The sequence below is a fragment of the Pseudoalteromonas sp. ASV78 genome (assembly GCF_047806705.1).
Classification (GTDB): domain Bacteria; phylum Pseudomonadota; class Gammaproteobacteria; order Enterobacterales; family Alteromonadaceae; genus Pseudoalteromonas; species Pseudoalteromonas prydzensis_A.
Map to the genome: position 1 here is coordinate 2,804,266 of NZ_JBLOPA010000001.1, position 21,801 is coordinate 2,826,066.

25 protein-coding genes are annotated in these 21,801 nt (G+C 42.1%); 15 read left to right on the forward strand and 10 right to left on the reverse strand.

Annotated features, from left to right (window positions below; translation table 11 throughout):
- Positions 1-78: 78 nt before the first annotated feature.
- From fre to ACMVDV_RS12565, 4 genes are all read left to right on the forward strand, one after another.
- Entirely contained in the window at positions 79-792 is a 714-nt protein-coding gene (fre, locus tag ACMVDV_RS12550) for an NAD(P)H-flavin reductase (protein WP_304185108.1), read from the forward strand.
- Positions 793-894: 102 nt separating this feature from the next.
- Positions 895-1,218, forward strand: a complete 324-nt coding sequence (locus tag ACMVDV_RS12555; RefSeq protein ID WP_304185107.1) for a hypothetical protein — start codon at positions 895-897, stop codon at positions 1,216-1,218.
- Positions 1,219-1,245: 27 nt separating this feature from the next.
- Positions 1,246-1,959 (forward strand): helix-turn-helix transcriptional regulator, encoded by a 714-nt coding sequence (locus ACMVDV_RS12560; protein ID WP_304185106.1) that lies wholly within the window; start codon positions 1,246-1,248, stop codon positions 1,957-1,959.
- 108 nt (positions 1,960-2,067) lie between these two features.
- On the forward strand, positions 2,068-2,481 hold the full coding sequence (locus ACMVDV_RS12565) for a CBS domain-containing protein (RefSeq protein WP_304185104.1): 414 nt from the start codon (positions 2,068-2,070) through the stop codon (positions 2,479-2,481).
- A 35-nt stretch (positions 2,482-2,516) separates the two neighbouring features.
- Here the strand turns inward: ACMVDV_RS12565 and add are convergent, their stop codons facing one another.
- From add to cyaY, 8 genes are all read right to left on the reverse strand, one after another.
- Positions 2,517-3,518, reverse strand: coding sequence for an adenosine deaminase (gene add / locus ACMVDV_RS12570; protein WP_416158331.1), 1,002 nt, complete (start codon positions 3,516-3,518; stop codon positions 2,517-2,519).
- A gap of 127 nt (positions 3,519-3,645) precedes the next feature.
- Entirely contained in the window at positions 3,646-6,345 is a 2,700-nt protein-coding gene (locus ACMVDV_RS12575; RefSeq protein WP_416158332.1) for a CHASE domain-containing protein, read from the reverse strand.
- Between the two features lie 37 nt (positions 6,346-6,382).
- Entirely contained in the window at positions 6,383-7,492 is a 1,110-nt protein-coding gene (locus ACMVDV_RS12580; RefSeq protein ID WP_416158333.1) for a heme biosynthesis HemY N-terminal domain-containing protein, read from the reverse strand.
- Positions 7,489-9,354, reverse strand: coding sequence for a uroporphyrinogen-III C-methyltransferase (locus tag ACMVDV_RS12585; protein ID WP_416158334.1), 1,866 nt, complete (start codon positions 9,352-9,354; stop codon positions 7,489-7,491). Before ACMVDV_RS12585 ends, ACMVDV_RS12580 begins: the two co-directional genes overlap by 4 nt.
- Positions 9,355-10,293, reverse strand: coding sequence for a hydroxymethylbilane synthase (gene hemC / locus ACMVDV_RS12590; protein ID WP_416159095.1), 939 nt, complete (start codon positions 10,291-10,293; stop codon positions 9,355-9,357). It lies immediately after the preceding gene.
- Between the two features lie 62 nt (positions 10,294-10,355).
- A complete protein-coding gene (locus ACMVDV_RS12595) occupies positions 10,356-11,219 on the reverse strand; it encodes a DUF2914 domain-containing protein (protein ID WP_416158335.1) in 864 nt (287 codons plus the stop codon).
- Positions 11,220-11,243: 24 nt separating this feature from the next.
- Positions 11,244-11,900 carry an alpha/beta hydrolase gene (locus ACMVDV_RS12600; RefSeq protein ID WP_416158336.1) on the reverse strand — a complete coding sequence of 219 codons (657 nt, stop codon included), beginning with the start codon at positions 11,898-11,900 and terminating at the stop codon, positions 11,244-11,246.
- Positions 11,897-12,220 carry an iron donor protein CyaY gene (cyaY, locus tag ACMVDV_RS12605; protein ID WP_416158337.1) on the reverse strand — a complete coding sequence of 108 codons (324 nt, stop codon included), beginning with the start codon at positions 12,218-12,220 and terminating at the stop codon, positions 11,897-11,899. Before cyaY ends, ACMVDV_RS12600 begins: the two co-directional genes overlap by 4 nt.
- Positions 12,221-12,368: 148 nt before the next feature.
- On the opposite strand from cyaY, the gene lptM reads away from it, so the two are divergent.
- From lptM to ACMVDV_RS12645, 8 genes are all read left to right on the forward strand, one after another.
- On the forward strand, positions 12,369-12,563 hold the full coding sequence (gene lptM, locus ACMVDV_RS12610) for an LPS translocon maturation chaperone LptM (protein ID WP_416158338.1): 195 nt from the start codon (positions 12,369-12,371) through the stop codon (positions 12,561-12,563).
- On the forward strand, positions 12,563-13,816 hold the full coding sequence (gene lysA, locus ACMVDV_RS12615) for a diaminopimelate decarboxylase (RefSeq protein WP_416158339.1): 1,254 nt from the start codon (positions 12,563-12,565) through the stop codon (positions 13,814-13,816). The genes lptM and lysA overlap by 1 nt, the downstream gene beginning before the upstream one ends.
- Positions 13,817-13,878: 62 nt before the next feature.
- The gene (gene dapF, locus ACMVDV_RS12620) at positions 13,879-14,709 is read left to right on the forward strand and encodes a diaminopimelate epimerase (protein ID WP_304182853.1); all 831 of its coding nucleotides are present in this window, start codon (positions 13,879-13,881) and stop codon (positions 14,707-14,709) included.
- Entirely contained in the window at positions 14,706-15,338 is a 633-nt protein-coding gene (locus ACMVDV_RS12625) for a DUF484 family protein (protein WP_416158340.1), read from the forward strand. The genes dapF and ACMVDV_RS12625 overlap by 4 nt, the downstream gene beginning before the upstream one ends.
- Positions 15,335-16,300 (forward strand): tyrosine recombinase XerC, encoded by a 966-nt coding sequence (locus ACMVDV_RS12630; protein ID WP_304182856.1) that lies wholly within the window; start codon positions 15,335-15,337, stop codon positions 16,298-16,300. The genes ACMVDV_RS12625 and ACMVDV_RS12630 overlap by 4 nt, the downstream gene beginning before the upstream one ends.
- A 12-nt stretch (positions 16,301-16,312) precedes the next feature.
- Positions 16,313-17,026, forward strand: a complete 714-nt coding sequence (locus ACMVDV_RS12635) for an HAD-IA family hydrolase (protein ID WP_304182857.1) — start codon at positions 16,313-16,315, stop codon at positions 17,024-17,026.
- Between the two features lie 17 nt (positions 17,027-17,043).
- Positions 17,044-18,156 (forward strand): retroviral-like aspartic protease family protein, encoded by a 1,113-nt coding sequence (locus ACMVDV_RS12640; RefSeq protein ID WP_416158341.1) that lies wholly within the window; start codon positions 17,044-17,046, stop codon positions 18,154-18,156.
- Positions 18,157-18,164: 8 nt separating this feature from the next.
- On the forward strand, positions 18,165-18,521 hold the full coding sequence (locus ACMVDV_RS12645; RefSeq protein ID WP_304182860.1) for a HopJ type III effector protein: 357 nt from the start codon (positions 18,165-18,167) through the stop codon (positions 18,519-18,521).
- Here the strand turns inward: ACMVDV_RS12645 and ACMVDV_RS12650 are convergent.
- Both ACMVDV_RS12650 and ACMVDV_RS12655 read right to left on the reverse strand, forming a co-directional pair.
- On the reverse strand, positions 18,514-18,924 hold the full coding sequence (locus ACMVDV_RS12650) for a GNAT family N-acetyltransferase (RefSeq protein WP_416158342.1): 411 nt from the start codon (positions 18,922-18,924) through the stop codon (positions 18,514-18,516). The two genes, ACMVDV_RS12645 and ACMVDV_RS12650, sit on opposite strands and share 8 nt — an antisense overlap.
- 46 nt (positions 18,925-18,970) lie before the next feature.
- Entirely contained in the window at positions 18,971-19,276 is a 306-nt protein-coding gene (locus tag ACMVDV_RS12655) for a DUF6482 family protein (RefSeq protein ID WP_416158343.1), read from the reverse strand.
- Positions 19,277-19,361: 85 nt separating this feature from the next.
- On the opposite strand from ACMVDV_RS12655, the gene ACMVDV_RS12660 reads away from it, so the two are divergent.
- The 3 genes from ACMVDV_RS12660 (at position 19,362) to ACMVDV_RS12670 (ending at position 21,732) form a co-directional block, all read left to right on the forward strand.
- Positions 19,362-20,054 carry a pseudouridine synthase gene (locus ACMVDV_RS12660; protein WP_416158344.1) on the forward strand — a complete coding sequence of 231 codons (693 nt, stop codon included), beginning with the start codon at positions 19,362-19,364 and terminating at the stop codon, positions 20,052-20,054.
- 82 nt (positions 20,055-20,136) lie between these two features.
- On the forward strand, positions 20,137-20,511 hold the full coding sequence (locus ACMVDV_RS12665; protein ID WP_064666829.1) for a BlaI/MecI/CopY family transcriptional regulator: 375 nt from the start codon (positions 20,137-20,139) through the stop codon (positions 20,509-20,511).
- Positions 20,512-20,520: 9 nt separating this feature from the next.
- Positions 20,521-21,732, forward strand: coding sequence for a M56 family metallopeptidase (locus ACMVDV_RS12670; protein WP_416158345.1), 1,212 nt, complete (start codon positions 20,521-20,523; stop codon positions 21,730-21,732).
- Positions 21,733-21,801 lie beyond the last annotated feature (69 nt).

Consider the following 21,801-nt stretch of genomic DNA (forward strand, 5'->3'; position numbering starts at 1 on the left):
TTAGAGGCTGTAAACTCACTGCGCGGTTATGCTACTATTGCTCAAATAAAGTGCGTCTCTGCTAATTTAAGGTAAAACATGCAAACATTACACGCTGAAGTTGTCGCTATCAGCCCATTAACCGAATTTGTTCACAAAGTCATTTTAAAACCAGCACAAAGCGTTACTTTTGAAGCTGGCCAATACCTACAAGTCGTACTGGGTGAAAAAGACAAGCGTGCGTTTTCAATTGCCAGCCGCCCTTCACAGTGTGATGAGCTAGAGCTGCACATTGGCGCATCTGCCGTTGATTCATATGCAATGCAAACCCTTGAACACCTTCGCACAGCACATGCTGAGAAAACTCAGGTGTTGATTGAAGCTGGCCTAGGTATTTCACAATTACGCTTACAATGCGAACGACCAATAATTTTACTCGCCGGTGGCACCGGTTTTTCATACGCAAAATCAATGGCCGACCATTTAAGTGAAATTGGTTGTGACCGCCCAGTATTATTTTATTGGGGCGTACGCGAAGAATCGGCTTTATATGCACATAGCGAAATGCAGGCATGGGCTGACAGCCGCAAAAACTTTGAGTTTATTCCTGTGGTTGAAAACCCAACTGACAGCTGGACCGGTCACACTGGCTACGTACATAAAGCCGTAATGAGCGATATAGTCTCACTTGCTCCATACGATATTTATATGGCGGGTCGCTTTGATATGATTGGCATTGTTCGTGATGACTTTTTAAACCACGGTGCAATTCGCGAAAACATGTACGCCGATGCATTTGCATTTATAAAATAGTATAACCAGAGTAACCAGCTTAATTTTTATCCGTAAGCTGGTTACTGACATTCCCTGACAGCCCGCTATGATTTACTTAGCTCTTCTTAAACAAGGAGAACTATGATGACCACAAATTTAATCGAAGTTGTAAATTTCAAACTAAAGACTGATACAAACTTAGCGCAGTTCCACATCGCTAATAATGATTTTCAGCATTATATTGATAACCAATCAGGCGTACTTTACCGCTCCCTTGCTAAGCAAGCCGATACCCAGCAATATAGTAGTATCATTTATTTTGCTACGGTTGCTGATGCCCAAAAACTTCGTGATGTATTTTTTGATAGTGCTATTTGCCAGCAGTACACTTCTCTAATTGCAAAAGAATCGATAAAGTTGGATCGCTTTGAAGTACTGAGCCAAACAGCTTGTCAGCAAAGCTAATAGCTTTATTTTAAGGAACGCAAACCAGTGCATAAATCAGAGCGGCTATTTCAACTAGTAAATATACTAAAAAGTCGCCGCTTTGCGATTACAGCCCGAGATCTTGCAGCTCGCTTGAATGTATCTCAGCGAACAATTTATCGCGATATTCAGCATTTACAGAGTTCGGGCGTACCCGTTGAAGGTGAGGCCGGCACAGGCTATCTAATTGCCGATTATGACCTACCGCCAATGATGTTTACGCTAGAAGAGCTACAAGCACTGCTATTAGGTAGTAAAATGGTCAGCGCTTGGACTGATCCACAGTTAGCAGCGAATGCCCAAGCTGCAATTACTAAAATTAATGCTGTGCTGCCTAACAAGCTAAAACAACACGTTGCAGAGCTACCGTATTTAGTCTCTGCATTTCATCACGATAAAAGCCACCAAACGACCACTTTGATACTGCGTAAAGCCATCACCAATAAAACCTGCATTGAATTTCATTATCTGGATGTAAACCAACGACCAAGCCAGCGTATTGCCGACCCTTTAGGGCTGGTATATTGGGGCGCAAAGTGGACTCTTATCGCTTATTGTCAATTACGCTGTGACTACCGAGAGTTTCGCTTAGATCGTATTCAAAGTATTGTTCCGCTCACCAAGACATTCGATACTAATCCACAAAAAAGCTTAACGCATTATATGGAGTTAGTGAAAGCCAAATACCAAACTCACTCTGATGGTCTGGCTGATAATTAAATTTAGCTGTGATTGTTGTTACCTATCAGCATAATCAACATAAACAATTTCACAAACGGCCAATCCTTAACCATACTTTGTATAACTCATTAATTGGGAGAGAGCCAAATGTTAAACACCAAAGTAAAAGATTTTATGCAGCGCAAGTTACCGCATATTACCCCCGAAACCGAGATGACCACCGCAATTGCAGAACTACAAAAATTCAAACTACTGGGCGCGCCGGTGTTTGATGATAATAAATGTTTAGTGGGCTTTATTTCTGAGCAAGAACTACTAAAACCATTAATGCAAACTAGTTATTTTTGTGATGGCGTGGTTAAGGTTTCACAGCTGATGCAAACCGAGGTTGTCACCGTCAATGCAGACACCAACATCATGGAACTTGCAGAGCAAATGAAAACCGGTAAGCCGAAAAACTACCCCGTTGTAGAAGGCACTACGGTCATAGGTATGATAGGCCGTAGTGATATTCTTAAAGCCATGTATGATAACTACCTAAGCTGCCAACGTGAGCATTAGGTGCATTGCATAATTTAATGGCTTGTACATCGCAACTATCGTAAAGCGGCAGCTTGCTTTAGTTGCTGTTTTTCAGCATCACTCAAATATGCAATATCGAGTGCATTGGCTTGGGCTTTTTCCATATCCGCTTTAGTTAACCCTGCCGCCGGTGCTGCAATCGCGTATTCATGCTCAATTTCGATGCCTTGGACAGCTGGATCATCAGTATTAATGCAGGCCAAAATACCATGGTCTAAAAATTGTTTCAGTGGGTGTACAGCTAAACTAGCGACGGTACTGGTTTGCACATTACTGGTTAAGCATGACTCAATCCCTATGCGGTGATCACGTAGGTAGTCCATTAGCTTGGCATCTTCAATAGCTTTGACACCATGACCAATACGCCCCGCCCCCAGTTCGTTTATCGCCTGCCAAATACTTGCCGATCCTAGCGCTTCACCAGCATGTATGGTCGCCGCTAAGTAAGCATCACCCACTTGTTTAAAGTGATCAACAAATAGCTCACCTGGAAAACCTATTTCATCACCGGCTAAATCAATCGCTACTAAATCATTTTTAAACGCCAGTAAGGCATCTAGTTCTTGCTGGCAAATCTTAGTGCCATAAGTGCGTGACATAATACCAATCAGATTAGCTTTAACTGTGCTGTTTTGAGTCGCACTTTTAATCCCATCAACAACCGCTTCAACCACGCCTTGTGGGTGTAAACCTTGGCTTTGCGCCATGTAGTAAGGACTAAAACGCAGCTCAACATAATCTAAGCCTTGCGCTTGGGCATCTTCGATATTTTCAATGGCAATACGTCGACATGCATCATAGTCACCCAGCACTGCAACGCCCCAATCAAGCTTTTGTAAAAAAGCCATTAGGTTAGGTTCAGGATCAATAACTTGTACATGTGGAATTAGCGCTGCAACATTGTCAGCGGGCAGTTGAATATTAAACTGACGGCCTAAATCAAGAATTGTTTGTGCGCGGACATTACCATCTAAATGGCGATGAATATCTAGCAAAGGGAGTTTTTTGTTGATCATAATTAGCACTCAGTTCAGTTAATTTGCGCGGATGATACGCACTTCAATCGGTAATTCAAGTTTAGATGATTTTGTTGGTATTATTGAGGTCATTTGTCAGCCCCGCTCGATAAAAGTACTAATAATATTAATGAGTACTTTTGTGTAGATAATGCCACACGGTTTTAAATAGCTTCTCTGCATCAATTGGTTTTGTTAAATAGCCATCCATACCAGCTGCGAGGGCTTTTTTAACATCATCATCATGAGCGTTTGCAGACAAAGCAATAATAGGCAACTCATGCATAAATAACTCATCACGGATCACTTTAGTCGCTTGCAAGCCATCCATATTCGGCATTTGAATATCCATGATAACTAAATCATAACGGGTTTCAAAAACTTTCTCTATCGCCTCAAAACCATCAACAGCAACATCAGCAATACAGCCTTTGGTTTTTAATATAGCGGTGGCAACATGTTGATTGAGCAGATTATCTTCAACTAATAAGATCTTAAATGCAGCGAGCGATATATTGTTTGTATCAATATCATTAAACTGTGGCCCTAATTGCTCAGCTTTCGCAAGCGGTGAAGTGCGCGGTAAGGTGAAAGTAAAAGTTGAACCCTGCCCTTCGTTACTGACTAGGCTAATCGTTCCACCCATTAATTCAACCAGCTTCTTGCAAATACTTAATCCCAATCCAGTGCCACCGAACTGTCGCGAGGTAGAGCTATCAGCTTGAGCAAACGGTTGGAATAGCTGCTGTTGGGCTGCTTGGCTAATACCAATACCAGTGTCACTGACACTAAAATATATACTGTCACGCTGTTGCCATACTTTTAACGTAATAGCCCCAGCGGCGGTAAACTTAATCGCATTATTTAATAAATTAAGCAGCACTTGTTTTAACCGTATTGGATCACAATCTAGCTGTAGTTCAGTTGTGCTATCGATTTCTAATAGTAATTTCAGCGACTTTATATCAGCTTCAAATTGCACCAAATTAATTAATTCATCAATTAACTTATTTAATGCAATTGGCTCTTGCATTAAATCCAGTTTACCCGCTTCCATCTTTGAAAAATCCAGCACATCATTTAATACTCGCAGCAGCACACTCAGTGCGCCATCAGCTTGTTCAATATAATGACGGGCTTGTTGCCAATCTTGCTGCTGTAACGCTAAATAATGCAGCCCTTTGATGCCATTGATCGGAGTCCGTACTTCGTGACTCATATTGGCTAAAAACTGGCTTTTGATTTGACTTGCTTCATCCGCTTTTTGTTTTTCTTGTCGCAAAACGCGTGTTTGTTGAGCAACTTGCTCCCTAACCTGAATATTAGTGCCTGTTACTGAAATTAAGAAAGTGATCAGTAACCACACAAACAACATCCCTAATATTTGGGCAAACCAGTACATTATCCATGACGTTTGTGTTTTTGGCTCAAGTAGCTGTATTTGCCAAATTCGTTCGCCAATCTCTAATTGGTATTCACTCAACAGCTCTATATCAGTACGAGCAGTGCGATAAATTAAGAGTGTGTTTTGCACATCGGTGACATCATAAAAATCTGCACTTATTTGGCTGTGATGATTAAATTGTAAAGTATTTGCTAAGCGCGCTAGGCTCACCACCGCAACCACAAAACCTCTAAAGTCAACCTGTGTATCCAAATCATTAAATACTGGGCTGATAAACAACACACCCTGTTCGCGCGCTTTATTCTGTAATAAATCAATAGGTTCACTAACCACGAATTCATTCAATGCTTTTGACAACAGCAATGCTCTACGACGCTGGCTATTCGATGCCAAATCAAAACCAATAATCTCTTCATTACCTATAATTGGATAGGTATATTGCACTGGATAATAAGCATCTCGCTCACTAACAGGCTGCCAGAGCCCAGCAGAGGATTGCTCTTTAATATAAAACTGACTCAAGCCAGCTTGTTGTTGGCGAACTCTATTCTGATAATCAGTGCTCTGTGCTGCTGGTACGTAAGGCACCCATTCAAAAGCAAGAATTTCATTACTATAATCCAGCTGTTTTGAAGTGAAACGCTTAAATTCATCATTACTTACTCCAGCACTACTGGCGAAAAAAGTTGAGAGTAATGCTAAATGCCCTGTAATTTCATTTAACTTATGATTTATTTCCGACTGCACTTGCGCAACTTTCGCTTCCTGCTTTTGAATATCTTTGTCTTTTTTCACACTGGCGGCAGCATAAAAGCTAATACTTATAACGACATAAATTAGGATTGCCGGTAAAATTACTTGTAAGCGATGACGCATCTGTGCGTAATTAAAAGCCGCCAATATTAACGGTGTAAAAATTAACACCCCAATACTGTCACCAATCCACCACGCGACAAAGTTATCAAAGGCGGTATGTACCGGTATTATATTATTGAACACCAATAAGCTGGTGCCTATTGCTGCCGCGATCACACAGCAAGCAGGACCTGCAATGATCAAGCTTTGCACACTGTGTTTTAAAGAGGATAAATCTAGCGGCGCTTTAATTATTTTAACAATGAAATAGCAGCCTACCCAGGCCTGCAAAACGGCTGCTAAAGAGACGGCTAAAGCTTGTAAAAAAACCTGCCAATGCAGAATATCAGCAACACGATCGAGATGAATCATATTGGTGAGTAAAGCACCGAGCAAAACCCCAACTAAGGCGCGTCGCCCGCACAATAAAAACCCCGCAAGGGCAATGCCTGACGGTGGCCACGAAGCCACTGCATAACCATCTATTGCCAGTAATGAGTTACTGAAAAAACCAGTAATAAAATAAGCAAAAGCAAGACTAAACGTCAGAGTAAATATATTTTTCAATGCTCTGACGCTCCCATGCTGGTGTGGATCCGCGTATCTACAAATACAGGTCGAGTGCTTTTTGTGGTTGTGCGCTTTTACTATAACTAAGCTGTGCTTGTGCCAAATATGCTTTGCTATTTTCTCGAGTTAAGGCCTTATCAAACACCCGCGCTGCTAGGTCGTATTCGCCATGTGCATTCGCTAGACAAGCAAGTGCGAGTAACAATGCTTGATTGTCAGGATCTTTCTTTAACGCATCTTGTAAACTGGCTTGTAATTTTAGCGCATCACCAGGTGCTGAAACGTTTAAAATCTGAGCAAGCTCGTTGTGTTGCTCTGGTTTTTTCAGCATTTTAAGTAGACTTAGTTCAATCTCATTTAAACGCCCAGCTTTTGCCATTGCGGCTAAGTAACAGCTATGTGCTTTTACTTTTACGTTTTTAGAAAGTTGCTGATACTTATCGGTTAATTGCGATTCTGGCTGAGCCATAAAATAGCTGGTCAATAATATCGCCCACTGGCTATCCGTTAACGCTTTTTTGGCTAATAAACGCGGCATAAACTGCTCAAGTGCAGCCCATTTTTGTTGCTGAACAAGTACTTCGGCATACAGTTTTAGTTCCAAGGCGGTGGCTTTTTTAGCCTCCGCTAATAGTTTTAATTCACCGGTCACGGTACTGCTATCACCACTGGCTAGCCAAAGCTTCGCCGCCTTTAATTGATTTTCTGGTGAGATTTGATTAAGTAACACAATTGCCTTATTAGGCTCATTGTTTTGTAATGCCGCTTTGGCTAGTAACGCATAGCGCACATCTTGCCAATTATCAGCCACACTATTGTTTGCCAGCGCAAGTTCAAGTTGCTCACTATCGCCATTAATTAAGCTCCATACACCTTGCTCAATTGCCGCTTGTTTACGCTCTTCACTACGGGCAAAAAAACGATGGCGAGTATTGCTGTATAAAGACCATAAGTAACGCACTAATTTATAAATTAAATAAGCACCAATAAATATCGCTAATGCTGTAATTGCAAATGCAACTATGGAGCCCTCAATTGTTGTTTGCTTAAATGAGATCAATACATAGCCTGTTTCGCCGAGTAGCAATGGCGCAACAGCAAGCAATACTACAATCGCTAAAATAACTAAGATTAAGCGGATCATTGTGCCCACTCCTTGACCTGCTCAGTACTTTTCAAAGTGATCTCTGGATTAAAGTTTAATGACTCTTTATTCAATGCAGCTAACGCTTTCAACACGCTTTGGGTTTGCGGATCATCTTGCTTAAAGTAGTCATTAACTAATTCACTTGCTTGGTTTAAGGCAGTAAAATAAACACTCGCCTGTTTAGTTAATAAAGCATCTTGAGCTTGTGATAAATACAAACTCAAACGTTGTTTAATTAGGTGGCGTTCTTGCTCTGTAAGCAGTGCTTCAATGGCAACATCTTCACGTTGGCGGATTTTTATAAAGCCATCCATCATTTGATGCCAAGTATTAGCTAGATTTTGCTGCCAGTCACTAACGTTTTCGCTCAATGCATGTTGCTCTTCTTGCTCCACTTCTTGTGGTAATGCAACCGCATTAAAAGTCAGTTTATCAACTTGTCCTAGTACACCATGTAGCTGCAAATAAATGGCTTCAACTGGCACACTTTTTACAATGCTTAATGCCTGCAAGTCCTGATGTATAGCTTGGCGAATAGCGCCAGTTCCTGGATGCTCTGCAAGTAACGCATCTAAACGAGACAACACAGCAGTTGCCCCTTGGTAATCTTTTTCAGCCCACAGTTTAAACTCAGCCATACGCTGTAAACTAGTCACCTCTTGTGGATTAAGGCTATATGTTTGTTGCTCTGCACGCTGCAAGGCACTTTCTAATTGCTGCTGTGTTTCAGCTTCACTTGCAGCTAAAGCTGCCGTCACTTTTTGCTCACTATTAAACAGTGCTTGTTGCAAGGTTTGCTGCGCAACTTTAACGGCTTGTAGCTCTTTACTGAGTAGTTGGTTGTCAGCTGATAACTGATTAATTAACAGATTTTCTTGCTGCTGCGTATTTAATTTTTGATAAAACTGATAGCCCACACCAGCTGCCACAATTAACGAGATCAATAATGCTAAGCTGCCAGTTTTACTTACTTTTTGTTTGTTAGTTGGGTTGGGTTTTTGATTCATAGCAAAGTCTTTTTTTGTTGCCGAAGGAGAGTCTGCAACCTTAGCATTCGCCTTGGTTGAACTGCTTTGCGTTGCTTTAGTGTCAGCAAGCTGAGATGTTAGCTTTGTGTCTTCACTCATAATGTTACCTTCGCTGATACAAGTAAACATAGCGCTATCGCTTGCACCTGCAGCAATGTGTATATTTGCCGAGTCAATCTGTTGCGCCGCAAGGTGTTCACTGATGCGAGCACTGGCAACATAAAACTGGCAGCGTCTGATCCACTCTAATTGTTTTGCGCCCAGCTCACGAAAAATTGCATCGACTGCCGCATTACTTGTTATGACTATACCTTTAACATCAAGGCTTTGCCAGTGGTCTATCCAGTCAGTTGCATTACCTTCTACAGGGCCACGTTGATAGACGACTAAATTATTTAAAAATGCCCCACGCTGCTTGAGGTTTTTTGCAATCGTTGTTCGGCCATCTTTACCTTTGACCAACACTATATTCTGCCCATCGATCTGCTGTAATGACTTTAGCGCTAATAACCCTTCGGAATCATGCTGCTTAGGCACTGCCGCTCGCACCCCAAACGCCTGCCAAATGGCTTCAGCGGTTTGTTCGCCTACGGCATAAAATTGTGCTTTGATATTTATATCGGGCTTAAGGGCCAACAATGCTTTGACTGCATCTTGGGAGATAAAAATAATTTTATCTGCATTTAATAAGGGGCTGAGCTGGGTATTATCTGGGGTGAAATAATCAATTTTTAAAACCGGAAATAAAGTCGCCTGATAACCCCCTTGCGACAGTTGCTCTGCAAGGTCGGCGCCTTTTCCATGTGGGCGAGTTATCAGGATCTGTGACATTTATGCGTCTCTATATACGTCTGCTAAAATTTTATCTGCGCCTAATGCAAGTAATTGCTCGGCCAGTTGTACACCCAGTTGTTCTGCATCGCGAGCATGACCACTGATTTCAGCACGTAAAATTTCGCTGCCATCAATCGCACCAACTAAGCCACGTAAATGTACTTGCTCGCCATCAACTAAAGCATAAGCACCAATCGGCACTTGGCAACCACCTTCTAAACGGCGATTCATGGCACGCTCTGCATTTACGCGAATGCGTGTTTCATTGTGTTCCAATGGTGCAAGTAACGCTTTGGTTACTTCATCATCAATACGACATTCAATTCCAACTGCACCTTGGCCATTGGCTGGTAGCGATTGTTCTGGCTCAATAAAGGCTTTAATACGGTCATGCATTGCTAAACGAATTAAACCCGCGGCTGCTAAAATAATCGCATCATATTGGCCATCATCAAGCTTAGCTAAGCGGGTATTGACGTTACCGCGTAAATCGCGAATTTCTAAATCAGGTCGCAATGCACGTATTTGGCACTGACGACGCAAGCTAGATGTACCAACAATAGCACCTTGTGGTAACTGTGCAATGTTATCAAAGCTATTTGATACAAACGCGTCCCGTGGATCTTCACGCTCACAAATAGTATGCAGTGCTAATCCTTGTGGGAAATCCACCGGCACATCTTTCATTGAATGGACGGCGATATCAGCGCGGCCATCTAACATAGCTTGTTCAAGTTCTTTAACAAACAGCCCTTTACCACCAATTTTTGCAAGAGGAGTATCTAAAATAATATCTCCTTGGGTCGACATAGGCACTAACTCAACGGTGAGTTCAGCATGAAAATGCTCAAGTTGCGCTTTTACAAATTCAGCTTGCCATAATGCTAAGGCACTTTTCCGTGTAGCAATACGGATAAGTTGCGATTTTTTTGTCACTTTTTCAGTCATAAAAGGAGTCCAATTAATTTTCTTTGCTAAGTCTAAAGTACGCTAAACACTTACTCAGCCAAAATGCGAAATTCTTTTTGTGCCAATAAACGGCCCTGCTCATCAACAACATCAACGCGCCAATTGCCAATTTGTTCAGGTAAAATAGTTTTATTGGAGAAAGTACGATAGCGAGGAGATGTTACCTCAAGCTCAATGCTGGCTAGCACTTCATCTTCATAGCGCCAAACATGCTTAACTTTTTGCCCTTGCAGGTTTTTAAGCTCACTAAAAAATGCCATCGTGTCGGTAAATTCATTGAAACGCACATCTGCTTTAAACACATTAACAGGCTCTCGATCCACGACCTCACGAGTCAACACTGCGCGACTTACTTTGTCGGTATCAATTCGGGCGCCAAGCGCGACACTGGCAACCTGCGCTGAAGCTGCAAAGTTATCAACTGATTCTGCAACGCCATCACGTTCAAGCAACTCATCATTGCTATCAGCTGTAACTGCGCTGATAACTGCTGGAGTTTCACTTTGTTCAGGCTCACTCACAGCAACAACTTGCGGTTCTGGCTCAGTAACTAATTCTGTTACATCATCCTTGTTATTTTCACTAACGGCTGCAATAACCGGTGCAGCAGTCGCCGATTCAAGCTCAGTCTCTTCATCATGATTTAGATCGACTAACGACGTTTCATCATCACTCGCGGCAATAACAAGCGGGGCTGGATTGTCTGTTGGTTGTTGTTCATTTTGCTCTGCGTTAACCGAGCCTAATAGGCTATAAGTAAAAATAACTAACGCAAATACCACTAATAGCATAACTGTCACAATGCGCTTCCAGTGCCATTGATAGGTTACTTCAGGGGCGATAGGTGCTGCCGCACGACTCATATTTGCAGTGATCACTATTTTTTGTTTCATTTTAGCCTCGGCTACTCAACACTATTAACTTAAGCGAGCAATCAACCAATGGCGAATCGCCAAAAGCTCTTCCCCACAGACCTGATGGCCCATTGGGTAATCTTGCCAGCTTACCTCCATGTTATGCGCTGTTAATACATCAAACGCATGACGACCTGCCTCATAAGGAACAACAGGATCTTGACTACCATGAGCCATAAATACATTTAAATCTGTGTGTTTTGCTTCTGTGGATAATTTCTCAGGCGCACACATGTATGTTGACAGTGCCATTACACCCGCAAGCTTTTGCTGTAAACGCGGTGCTAAATGCAGCGTAATAACGCCACCTTGTGAGAAACCCGCCAAAATAATCTTATCCGCCGGAATACCACTGGCCAGTTCTTGGTTAATTAACTGCTCAACTTTAGCCGCTGATTCACGAACCCCTGTTTCATCGGCGCGCTTGTCTAAATCCATTGATTTAATATCATACCAAGAACGCATTGCCATACCACCATTAATGGTGACCGGTTGCACTGGCGCATGCGGAAACACGAACCGCAAACCTAACTCATCAGGTAACGCAAGTTGCGATGCAACAGGCAAAAAACCATCGCCTGAATCACCCAAGCCATGCAACCAAATAATGGTTGCTTTATGATCGCCCTTTGCCGGGTACTCTACAAACGCTAAACTCATAGCGTTGATTGCCACTGTACTGTTTGACCAGCTTGGCGCGTTGTGGCTTCATTCATAAATTGCCAAAACTCAGCGCCCGAGCGGTTATCAATCCACTGATCACCACGTAATTCAAAGTGATGACCATTAAACTTAGTCGCAACCCACACTTGATGCAAAGGCGCTTGCTTATTAATCACAATTTTACTGCGATCGGCAAAAATAATTTCCAAAATACCTTCGCCAGATTCATAGTCTAAGTCGGCTTCACAGTCATCCACTTGCTCTTCAATAGTGAACATAAGTGCTTCGGCTAATTGATGGTATTCATGATCAGTCATAATTGTTTCCTTTTACGGGCATTTAGCCAAGTATTCGGTACGAATTGCATGCAGCTAGTGTAACAGGAATAAATTCATCCGCGAATAGCTGCATTTTTTAGATATTCTGTTAATCTGCGATTATAAAGCCAGCAACACGATTAATCTAATGAAAGAGATGCATCTTAAACAATTAAAACGACTTTCCCCACTTGGTGTACTACTCATCACTTTAGCTGGCTGCGGACAAAGCGGGCCACTGTATTTACCGGAAGATAAAGTCGAACCAAATCAACCAGAACAAGTAGCGCCACCCGCTACCAAAATCCCATCATCAACAACTGAATCGAAACAGGACCAATAATGGACTTTTTTGACTATAAAAATAACCAGCTGTACGCTGAAGATATTGCTGTCAGTGAGCTTGCAGCGCAATACGGTACGCCTTGTTATATCTATTCCCGCAAAACCTTTGAACGCCATTATCTTGCCTTTGCACAGGCCGCGACCAACCATAAAAACTTAGTCTGTTATGCGGTAAAAGCTAATTCAAACATCGCAGTGTTAAATGTGCTAGCTCGTTTAGGTTCAGGGTTTGATATTGTTTCTAAAGGTGAACTTGCCCGCGTCATTGCGGCCGGCGGCGATGCCAAAAAAGTGGTATTTTCAGGGGTTGCGAAAACAGCTGACGAAATTGCCTATGCACTCAAGCTCGGCATTAAATGCTTTAATGTTGAGTCGGTGTCTGAACTAGATCGCATCTCTGAAGTTGCCAGCGAGCTTAACTTAATAGCGCCTATTTCGATTCGGGTGAATCCTGATATCGATGCAAAAACTCACCCATATATTTCAACGGGTTTAAAAGAGAATAAGTTTGGGATCGATATCCTTACCGCTGTCAGCGTTTATCAATATGCTGCGTCATTACCTGGTTTAAAAATCACTGGGGTTGATTGTCATATTGGCTCGCAGCTTACTGAGATCAAACCATTTCTCGAAGCGCTAGATAAAGTACTGGCACTGATTGACGATTTAAAAGCCAACGGTATTGAACTTAGCCACTTAGATATTGGTGGCGGTTTAGGGGTACCATACAACGGCGAAGCGCCACCGCATCCAAGTGAATATGTGGCACATATCACCGATCGTTTAACTGATTATCAACACTTAGAGCTTATTTTTGAACCGGGCCGTGCGATTGCTGCCAATGCGGGTATTTTGGTTACAAAAGTTGAGTTTATAAAACAAAACCAAGATAAGTTTTTTGCAATCGTTGATGCCGGTATGAACGATATGTTGCGCCCTGCTTTATATCAAGCATGGCAAAACATTGTGCCGGTAACGCCGCGTAATGACGACACACCCACATACAACTTTGATATTGTTGGTCCGGTGTGTGAAACCGGTGACTTTTTAGGTAAAGATCGCCTGTTAGCCTTACAACAAGGTGATTTACTTGCCCAGCGCAGCGCTGGTGCCTACGGCTTTACTATGAGCTCAAATTATAACTCACGGCCACGTGTGGCAGAGATCATGGTCGATGGCGAGCAGAGTCATTTGATCCGCGCCCGCGAAACTCTAGAAAGTCTATGGCAAGGTGAGAAAATTTTACCATAAACTTTTTGTAACCAGGCTGCTCTGTGGCATGATTAGCGCAGAGCAACCCGAATTAGAGCGCTATGTTAGTTAATTTTTCTAAAATGCACGGCTTAGGCAACGATTTTGTTGTAATTGATAACATTACACAAAACGTTTTCTTGTCACGAGACCAAATAAAAAAACTGGCAGATCGCCATTTCGGCATCGGCTTTGACCAACTATTAATGGTTGAAGCGCCTTATTCTCCCGATCTTGATTTCCATTATCGTATTTTTAATGCTGACGGTAACGAAGTAGAACAATGCGGCAATGGCGCTCGCTGTTTTGCTCGTTTTGTACGGATGAAAGGCCTTACTAATAAACATAAAGTCACCGTATCGACTAAATCAGGTAATTTAACCTTATACATCGAAAAAGATGGCCAAGTCACCGTGAACATGGGCCACCCTAATTTCGAACCGAGTAAAATCCCACTCAAAGCGACTAAGCGTGAACTGACTTATATTATTCGAGCAGAAGAACACACCGTATTTAGTGGTGCTGTATCAATGGGTAACCCACATTGTGTACTTGAAGTTGATGATATAGACACCGCTGACGTCAGCACTTTAGGCCCGCTACTTGAAAACCACGAACGTTTTCCGCAGCGCGTTAACGTGGGTTTTATGCAAGTAATCAATTCTGAACATATTAAACTGCGAGTTTGGGAACGTGGCGTTAACGAAACGCTCGCCTGCGGTACCGGCGCCTGTGCCGCGATGGTAATTGGCCAAATTCAAAGTAAATTATCCACCACAGTACAGGTCGATTTACCGGGCGGTAGTTTACAAATTCGCTGGCAAGGTGAAGGCCATCCAGTACGTATGACCGGCCCTGCCGAGCATGTATTTGATGGGCAAGTTGCTTTATGAGTAACTCAAACGACAAAGTAACTAGTGAGCAAGTTAGTGAGTTTTTACAACAAAACCCCTTATTTTTAGCTCAAAACCCAACACTATTAGCCCAACTTGAACTGCAGCAAGCGCAAGGCGCGACCTCATTAGTGCACATTCAGCAACGGCAATTGCGTGAACACAACACCATGCTGAAAAGCAAAATTGACAGCTTAATTAAGCACGCAAAAGAAAATGAGCTCATTTATAGCTTGTTCAGCGAGTGTCATCGCCAACTGTGGACCAACTACGATTTTAAAACCTTAGCAATCAACTTACGCAACATTATTTGTACCAATCCGGCGATTAATGAATGCCACTTGCTTAAGTATGATGAAAAGTTTGCGCAACTCATTGAGCACCGCTTACAGCATAATGGCGTTTATTTGGGTCGCGTAAATCAGCAAGAGCGCGATTTACTGTTCAGTCCTGCGACACAATCAACTGCGCTGTATTTAATTGGTAACAGTCAGCACCCTATCGCTATTTTGGCATTTGGTAGTGCAGATGCAAATCACTTCGAACCGGCAAAAGGCAGTTTATTTGTGCTGGAGTTTGTTCGTTCACTGCAACTTAGACTGTTGGAATTGGAACTAGAGCAAGCATGAGCGAGCAGCAGCCGCCAGATGTTGAGCAATTATGTAACCAGCTAAGCGATAAGTGGCGCACGCCAATCTTATTATTTAGTGACTATTTACGCTTCGAAAGACAATACTCACCGCACACTATTAGCCAATACACTAGCCAACTAAACTTTGCCGCCTTGTATTTCAGTAAACTGTGTAATGATTGGTCAAGCGTACAGGGGGAGCATATACGTCGTTACAGTATGCAACTTCGCAGCAAACAATTAAGCGGCCGTACGATTAGTTTAAAACTCAGCTGTATTCGCAGCTTATATAAATTTTTAAAAACTAAAAATGTCAGCCAACAAGGTCATTACCATAATCCGGCAGAAGCAATCAAAGGCCCTAAATTTGCCAAGCCATTACCTAAAAATCTCGATGTCGATCAAATGGCGCGGTTACTGGATATTCACGATGACGATCCGCTGGCGGTGCGCGATCAGGCGATGATGGAATTAATGTATTCTTCTGGTTTAAGGATAAGCGAGCTAGTGGGCGCTAACTTGCAAGATATTAACCGCAGTTCAGCTGAGATTTTAGTTAGAGGTAAAGGAAATAAAGAACGGTTATTACCTGTTGGTGGCAAAGCACTCGAATCATTAAATAAATGGCTAAAACTACGCCCGCAATTTGCTCATCCAGAAGAAATTGCAGTATTTGTCAGTAGCAAAAAATGCCGAATTTCAGCGCGTCATGTACGTCTGCGCATGCAAGAGTGGGGCATAAAACAAGGTATTAGCAGCCAAGTTCATCCGCATAAATTGCGCCATTCATTCGCCTCGCATATTCTAGAATCATCGGGCGACTTGCGAGCAGTACAAGAGCTATTAGGCCATAGCAGCTTATCGGCCACCCAAGTGTATACTCATTTAGACTTTCAACATTTAGCAAAAGTGTACGACAACACTCACCCTCGCGCTAAAAAACGCTCAAATCCCGACTAGCAAGGAGCTGATATGATCCGCTTTAATCGTGCCATTTCACCTTTTACCGTACTGAGTTTTGACTTAGACGACACCTTATACAATAACCATCCGATTATTACAGCAGCCGTTCAAGCACAGATAAATTACCTCAATGCACTGCCAAACTGGCAAGCACAAGGCAAAGACTTTTGGCAACAATGCCGTGAGCAGGCGCTACTGGATAACCCCGAGTTAGTCGACAATGTTACGCAATGGCGCAAAAGCACTCTGCGTACAGCACTGGCAAAGCTCGGTTATAAAAACGCAGAGCTCGAACGCCATGCTAATAATGCGTATCAAGCCTTTGCTGATGCCCGCAGCCAAATTGTGGTGGATGATAAAGTGCTCGATTTACTTTCACAACTGAGTAAACGCTATCGCTTAATTGCTATTACCAATGGTAATGTAGAAATTGAACGTTTTAACTTAAATGGTGTATTTGAACTGGTTTTACAAGCAGGCATTCACGGTAAAGCGAAACCTCATAGCACGATGTTTGAACAGGCCGCCGCCGCGCTTGGCGTACCAACTCGGCATATTTTGCACATCGGCGATAGTTTAGACACCGATGTACAAGGTGCGCATAATGCGGGTTGTCAGTCACTTTGGTTAAATGACCAACCAGCTAAATATGCCTACAAAGGCTTAGCCGATATTGAAATAACTGATATTCAAGCGCTTAAACACTTTTTAAGCCAGCCATAATATTCTAGGAGCGAGCAATGAAAGGGACTGCTGTTACTAAACTGATCACGCTGCTGCTACTGCTATCAGTGGCACTTAATGGCTATTTATTGTGGCCACAGCAGCAAGCAACAGCCCCGCAAACAGCGGTTAAATTGCCGCCATCAGTTGTCGTTGCAAACAATCAGCAATCACTCTATCAGCAAGCTCTACAGCAATTTAATCAGCGACAGTTTACGGCTGCCTTAGCCAGCTACCAAGCATTAACTACAAGCCAACCATTACAAGCTGAACAACTTTACTTTTTATGGTTGGATAAACTCGATAGCTGGTTAAAAAATAATGAGCTCACCGTTGCAGAGACTTTTTTGCAATTATTTTTAAACAGCTACCCATACGATATAAATATGTTGCAGCTCGACGGCGAACGTTTAGTGAAAAACCAGCAGCGGCACCAAGCTATTGTTGCGTTACTCTCATTGCAATCACTTGCCAATGAAAGCCAGCAAGCAGCCATTAATATGCGTTTAATACAATTGACTATCGCACAAATAAAAACGCTTACAGAGCAGCACGCGTGGCAAAAAACCATCAATCAAACCTTAGTGTGGCTTGACTATGATAACGAAAATCCTAATTACTTATTCGCACTCGCTAATGCGTATTACCATCTCGATGATCTGCTAAGCGCGCAAGCAACATTAGAGCGCTTTCCTGTGGAACATCCATTACAAGCACAGGTTGCTGAATTACAAACACGCATAGCACAAGCGCAAAGCGGCATTGATCTAGTGCCATTACGTCCATACGGCGTCCACTATTTATTAGATATGCAAATCAACGATGCGCTCAACACCCAACTAATGATAGATACTGGGGCAAGCTTTACCGTATTACCAAATAACGTATTTCAAGCATTACGGCCAATACCCGACTATATTGATAGCTTAAACATCAATACCGCCAACGGCCAAGTAATCGCAAAACGCTACCAACTTGATTCAATTTTAATTGGCCAGCAATACATTGAAAACTTTGAAGTGTTAGTAATTGATAACCATAGTGGTTATGGATTACTCGGCATGAATTTTTTACAGTTGTTTAAATTTAATATTAATCAACAAACTAATCAGCTAGAGTTAGCTAAATAAGGATGACGATGACACTCAACGATTTTTTAAGCCGTCTGGCTAATGAGCCACACACCATTGCATTTGCCGATACGATGGCAGTGATTGAAGCAAACTATACTTTTACAGCCTGCGCATTCAATAACCACGGCTTAAAAAGTGCCGCTGGTGAAAATAATGGCTCATGTAAAATTTTTGCTTTTGCTAAACTTAACCAGCTAAGTAAACAAAATACCCTAGATTGCTTTGGCGCGTTTTATCGTGATGATGTACTTGGTCATCCTAATGAACACGATCACATGAACATTCGTACGTTTATGCTGGCACCAGAAATAACCCCCTTCTTGGGCATTACTTTTGATGGCGAGCCATTAACAGCTAACTAAGTGATTTTTCCATAAAGTAGCGGGTGCCAGAGCGAGGATAATTATCGAGTTGATATTTAACTTCATAACCACGGTGTTCATAAAATGGTTTAGCTTGAAAATCTAAAGTATCAAGCTGAACTTGCAGCGCACCTAACTGCTTACCCTTTAGTTCGATCGCGCTAAGTAACTTACTGGCTAAGCCTTGACCGCGTGCTTTTTCGTCACACCAAAGCCAATTTATTTGTAACCAGTTACCAAATAATTGAGCAGCTACAGCCGCCACCACTTGCTGATTTTCATCAACAAATTTACACCCTAATGGCAGTCTTTGGGCATCAAAGTGAGCTTGATTATAAGCAACTATGTGCCCACGCAGTAACTGTTCTAATATCTGTGAATCATCATTTTCAAACTGATACATGGTCGCTGCTTACCAAGTTAAAAGGTCAGTTTAAATGACTAACAAGTTAATACAAATGATTTTTACCATAAGGCACCTCAAGCATATTACTGGCCACTTTTTCACTCTGGCCACACATTTCATCGTATGCACTGGTGTGACGCAATACCATTTGCGCATAACTAAGGTGGTCGAGTCGTTTTTGAATATGTAATGGACTTAAGCCACGGATAAACTCACCTTGTTCATCCGTTATATAATACTCGACATTGTTGATCATCACCGACACATTGTATAAAGCCATTTCCAATGAGTGAACAATGACTTTTTGCAAAGGCTGATGGTTTTTAAGTTCTGATAATTTAATCGCCATGGTAAAACCCTTTTTACAGTGGATTAAGTGATCTGTACGTTGCTTTGATATACTTTGATCAATTTAAACCGAAGCGACTTAATTTATGAGCGAGAAAACTCGTCTAGCTAAATACCTTGCCCATGCTGGCGTTTGTTCTCGTAAACAAGCCTCGCGGCTGATTGATGAAGGTATGGTGAGCGTAAATAACCGCCCAGCCAATCATATTGATCACGTTGATGAGAACGACGATATACGTGTCCATAACACGCGTATCCAAGGTAAAGCCGCACGGGTTTATTACGCTTACCACAAACCCGTGGGCATTGATTGCAAGCTTAATCAACATGATCCAAGCAGCTTAATTCACCATCTACCAACAAATACCCGCGTATACCCGATTGGCAGGCTAGATAAAGATTCTCGTGGTCTGTTAATACTGACTAATGATGGTGAATTTTGTAATCAGCTGATCCACCCTGACTTCCACCAACCAAAACGCTATTTAGTCACCGTTGACAAACCTTTGGATGACGACTTTTGCCAAAAAATGGCTCAGGGCGTTCCTGTAAATAAACAAATCACCTTACCCTGTACGGTGGAAAAAATAGCTCAATGCCAGTTCAGTATTATTTTAAAGCAAGGCCTTAATCGCCAAATCCGGAAAATGGCTCATTACTGTGGCTATAAAGTGATTGATCTATATCGTGAGCAAATTAGCGATCTTAATCTGGCTACGCTCAACCTCCCTGAAAACAGCTACCTTAAAATCAATAAATTCGATATTTTAAAAAATTAATTATTTTTTACACAAAACAGTTGCAAATAATGATTACAGGTGTAATCTTGATTTATAGATTACATTTGTAGGCAACATATTAATGATTGAATTATCGAAAGCAGAATTTGAAGTCCTCGATGCACTTTGGTTGAGCTACCCAGCAACAGCGAGCCAAATTATTGAACGCTTAAGCGATGAAAAGCAGTGGCACGAAAAAACCATTAAGACCTTGCTCGGTCGGTTAGTTAAAAAAGGCGCTTTGAGCTTTGAAAAAGATGGCCGTCAGTATATTTACACTCCTTGCATGGAACGCGCTGAATACACGCTAAAAGAAAGCCAAAACTTTATTGAGCGATTTTTTAGTGGCCGCATTGCACCTTTAGTTAGTGGTTTTGCGAAATCTGAGCAACTTTCTCAACAAGACATCAACGAGCTAAAAAAAGTCATTGATGACTGGGAAAAACAGCAAAAGTAAGGATTTAAGATGCTAGAAATAACCTTAAACTGGCTGATTGAGCAACAACTATTGCTCAGCATACTGATCGTTAGCCTGCTCATTTTAGAGCGCTATTTGTTAAAATGGCTCAGTGCAAACTTTGTCTATAAGCTATGGTTGCTAATACCCATCGCCCTGTTGCTTGCTAATTTACCAGCCCATTTAAAACCATTACAAAGTGCAGCTATAAGCACTATGTTGATCACTCCAAATCAAGCCTTGGTAGCTGATTTCAGCATTAATTGGGCGCTACTGTATAGCGTGGTATTCAGCTTATTGGCTGTGATTGCCACGCTGACACACCAACGCTTTATCAAACAACTGCGTTTGACTGCTCTTAATGATGAACAGTTTGCAAAGGATAATCCAGGTATTCAGTTACTACAAAGCGATGCCGTCAGCACGCCTATGGTGATTGGTTTATTACGTACTCAGTTAGTGTTGCCAACTGGCTATTTGCAAAAAACCGATAGCGTCTCGTTAAAGCTGATCATTGAGCATGAACAAGTACATATAAAGCGTGCCGATAATTTGCTCAATATGCTGTTATTGATGACCACTTTGGTGTTTTGGTTTAACCCGCTAGCATGGATAGGTTACCTGAGTTTCAGGCGCCTACAAGAGCTGTCATGTGATGAAAAAGTCCTAATCAATAAGAGCATCCAACAACGAATTTTATACAGCAAGGCCCTCATTAATTGCGCAGCGAATAGTCGTGCAGGCTTGATGGCTTATTCACACTATGGAGATAAAAACACTATGTTACAACGACTCAATCAAATCAAACACAATGGCAATAGCTCAATGGTTGCCAAGGGCGCCCTGCTAATTTTTGCCGCAGGGATGTTAAGCAGCGTTGCTATTGCTAAACAGCCAGCAGCAAAAGCCGCACAGCAGTCGATTGCACCGATTATGCGAATTGAGCCTTTATACCCGATACAGGCAGCTGAACAAGGTATCAGCGGTTCAGTAGTATTAAAATACGATATTAGCCCAGCCGGAAAGACACAAAATGTGTCGGTTGTGAATGCCAAGCCTGAAGGGGTATTCGATAGAGAGGCAAAAAAAGCGTTAATGCAATGGCAATATAAGCCTTCTGATTCGGGCTTTAAAGATGTATTGGTACAGCTAGACTTTGCAATAGATAAAGATTACAAATCAGCAGATCTTATTGAAAAGGTGACTGTTGCGGCTAAGTAAATTTTAACAACCAAAGACTCCAAAGCAAGCGCCTTATTTAAGCCGCTTGCTTTGGCGTTTTAGTTGTTT

What these genes read in the sequence shown, in the direction of transcription:
- ACMVDV_RS12655 (WP_416158343.1), bottom strand. Translation starts at nt 19,276, where the DNA reads ATGGCGATTAAATTATCAGAACTTAAAAACCATCAGCCTTTGCAAAAA.
- ACMVDV_RS12640 (WP_416158341.1), top strand. Translation starts at nt 17,044, where the DNA reads ATGAAAGGGACTGCTGTTACTAAACTGATCACGCTGCTGCTACTGCTA.
- ACMVDV_RS12600 (WP_416158336.1), bottom strand. Translation starts at nt 11,900, where the DNA reads ATGAGTTTAGCGTTTGTAGAGTACCCGGCAAAGGGCGATCATAAAGCA.
- ACMVDV_RS12645 (WP_304182860.1), top strand. Translation starts at nt 18,165, where the DNA reads ATGACACTCAACGATTTTTTAAGCCGTCTGGCTAATGAGCCACACACC.
- ACMVDV_RS12595 (WP_416158335.1), bottom strand. Translation starts at nt 11,219, where the DNA reads ATGAAACAAAAAATAGTGATCACTGCAAATATGAGTCGTGCGGCAGCA.
- fre (WP_304185108.1), top strand. Translation starts at nt 79, where the DNA reads ATGCAAACATTACACGCTGAAGTTGTCGCTATCAGCCCATTAACCGAA.
- ACMVDV_RS12625 (WP_416158340.1), top strand. Translation starts at nt 14,706, where the DNA reads ATGAGTAACTCAAACGACAAAGTAACTAGTGAGCAAGTTAGTGAGTTT.
- cyaY (WP_416158337.1), bottom strand. Translation starts at nt 12,220, where the DNA reads ATGACTGATCATGAATACCATCAATTAGCCGAAGCACTTATGTTCACT.
- ACMVDV_RS12650 (WP_416158342.1), bottom strand. Translation starts at nt 18,924, where the DNA reads ATGTATCAGTTTGAAAATGATGATTCACAGATATTAGAACAGTTACTG.
- ACMVDV_RS12660 (WP_416158344.1), top strand. Translation starts at nt 19,362, where the DNA reads ATGAGCGAGAAAACTCGTCTAGCTAAATACCTTGCCCATGCTGGCGTT.
- ACMVDV_RS12555 (WP_304185107.1), top strand. Translation starts at nt 895, where the DNA reads ATGATGACCACAAATTTAATCGAAGTTGTAAATTTCAAACTAAAGACT.
- ACMVDV_RS12565 (WP_304185104.1), top strand. Translation starts at nt 2,068, where the DNA reads ATGTTAAACACCAAAGTAAAAGATTTTATGCAGCGCAAGTTACCGCAT.
- ACMVDV_RS12585 (WP_416158334.1), bottom strand. Translation starts at nt 9,354, where the DNA reads ATGTCACAGATCCTGATAACTCGCCCACATGGAAAAGGCGCCGACCTT.
- dapF (WP_304182853.1), top strand. Translation starts at nt 13,879, where the DNA reads ATGTTAGTTAATTTTTCTAAAATGCACGGCTTAGGCAACGATTTTGTT.
- ACMVDV_RS12635 (WP_304182857.1), top strand. Translation starts at nt 16,313, where the DNA reads ATGATCCGCTTTAATCGTGCCATTTCACCTTTTACCGTACTGAGTTTT.
- ACMVDV_RS12670 (WP_416158345.1), top strand. Translation starts at nt 20,521, where the DNA reads ATGCTAGAAATAACCTTAAACTGGCTGATTGAGCAACAACTATTGCTC.
- add (WP_416158331.1), bottom strand. Translation starts at nt 3,518, where the DNA reads ATGATCAACAAAAAACTCCCTTTGCTAGATATTCATCGCCATTTAGAT.
- lptM (WP_416158338.1), top strand. Translation starts at nt 12,369, where the DNA reads ATGAAAGAGATGCATCTTAAACAATTAAAACGACTTTCCCCACTTGGT.
- lysA (WP_416158339.1), top strand. Translation starts at nt 12,563, where the DNA reads ATGGACTTTTTTGACTATAAAAATAACCAGCTGTACGCTGAAGATATT.
- ACMVDV_RS12630 (WP_304182856.1), top strand. Translation starts at nt 15,335, where the DNA reads ATGAGCGAGCAGCAGCCGCCAGATGTTGAGCAATTATGTAACCAGCTA.
- ACMVDV_RS12665 (WP_064666829.1), top strand. Translation starts at nt 20,137, where the DNA reads ATGATTGAATTATCGAAAGCAGAATTTGAAGTCCTCGATGCACTTTGG.
- ACMVDV_RS12580 (WP_416158333.1), bottom strand. Translation starts at nt 7,492, where the DNA reads ATGATCCGCTTAATCTTAGTTATTTTAGCGATTGTAGTATTGCTTGCT.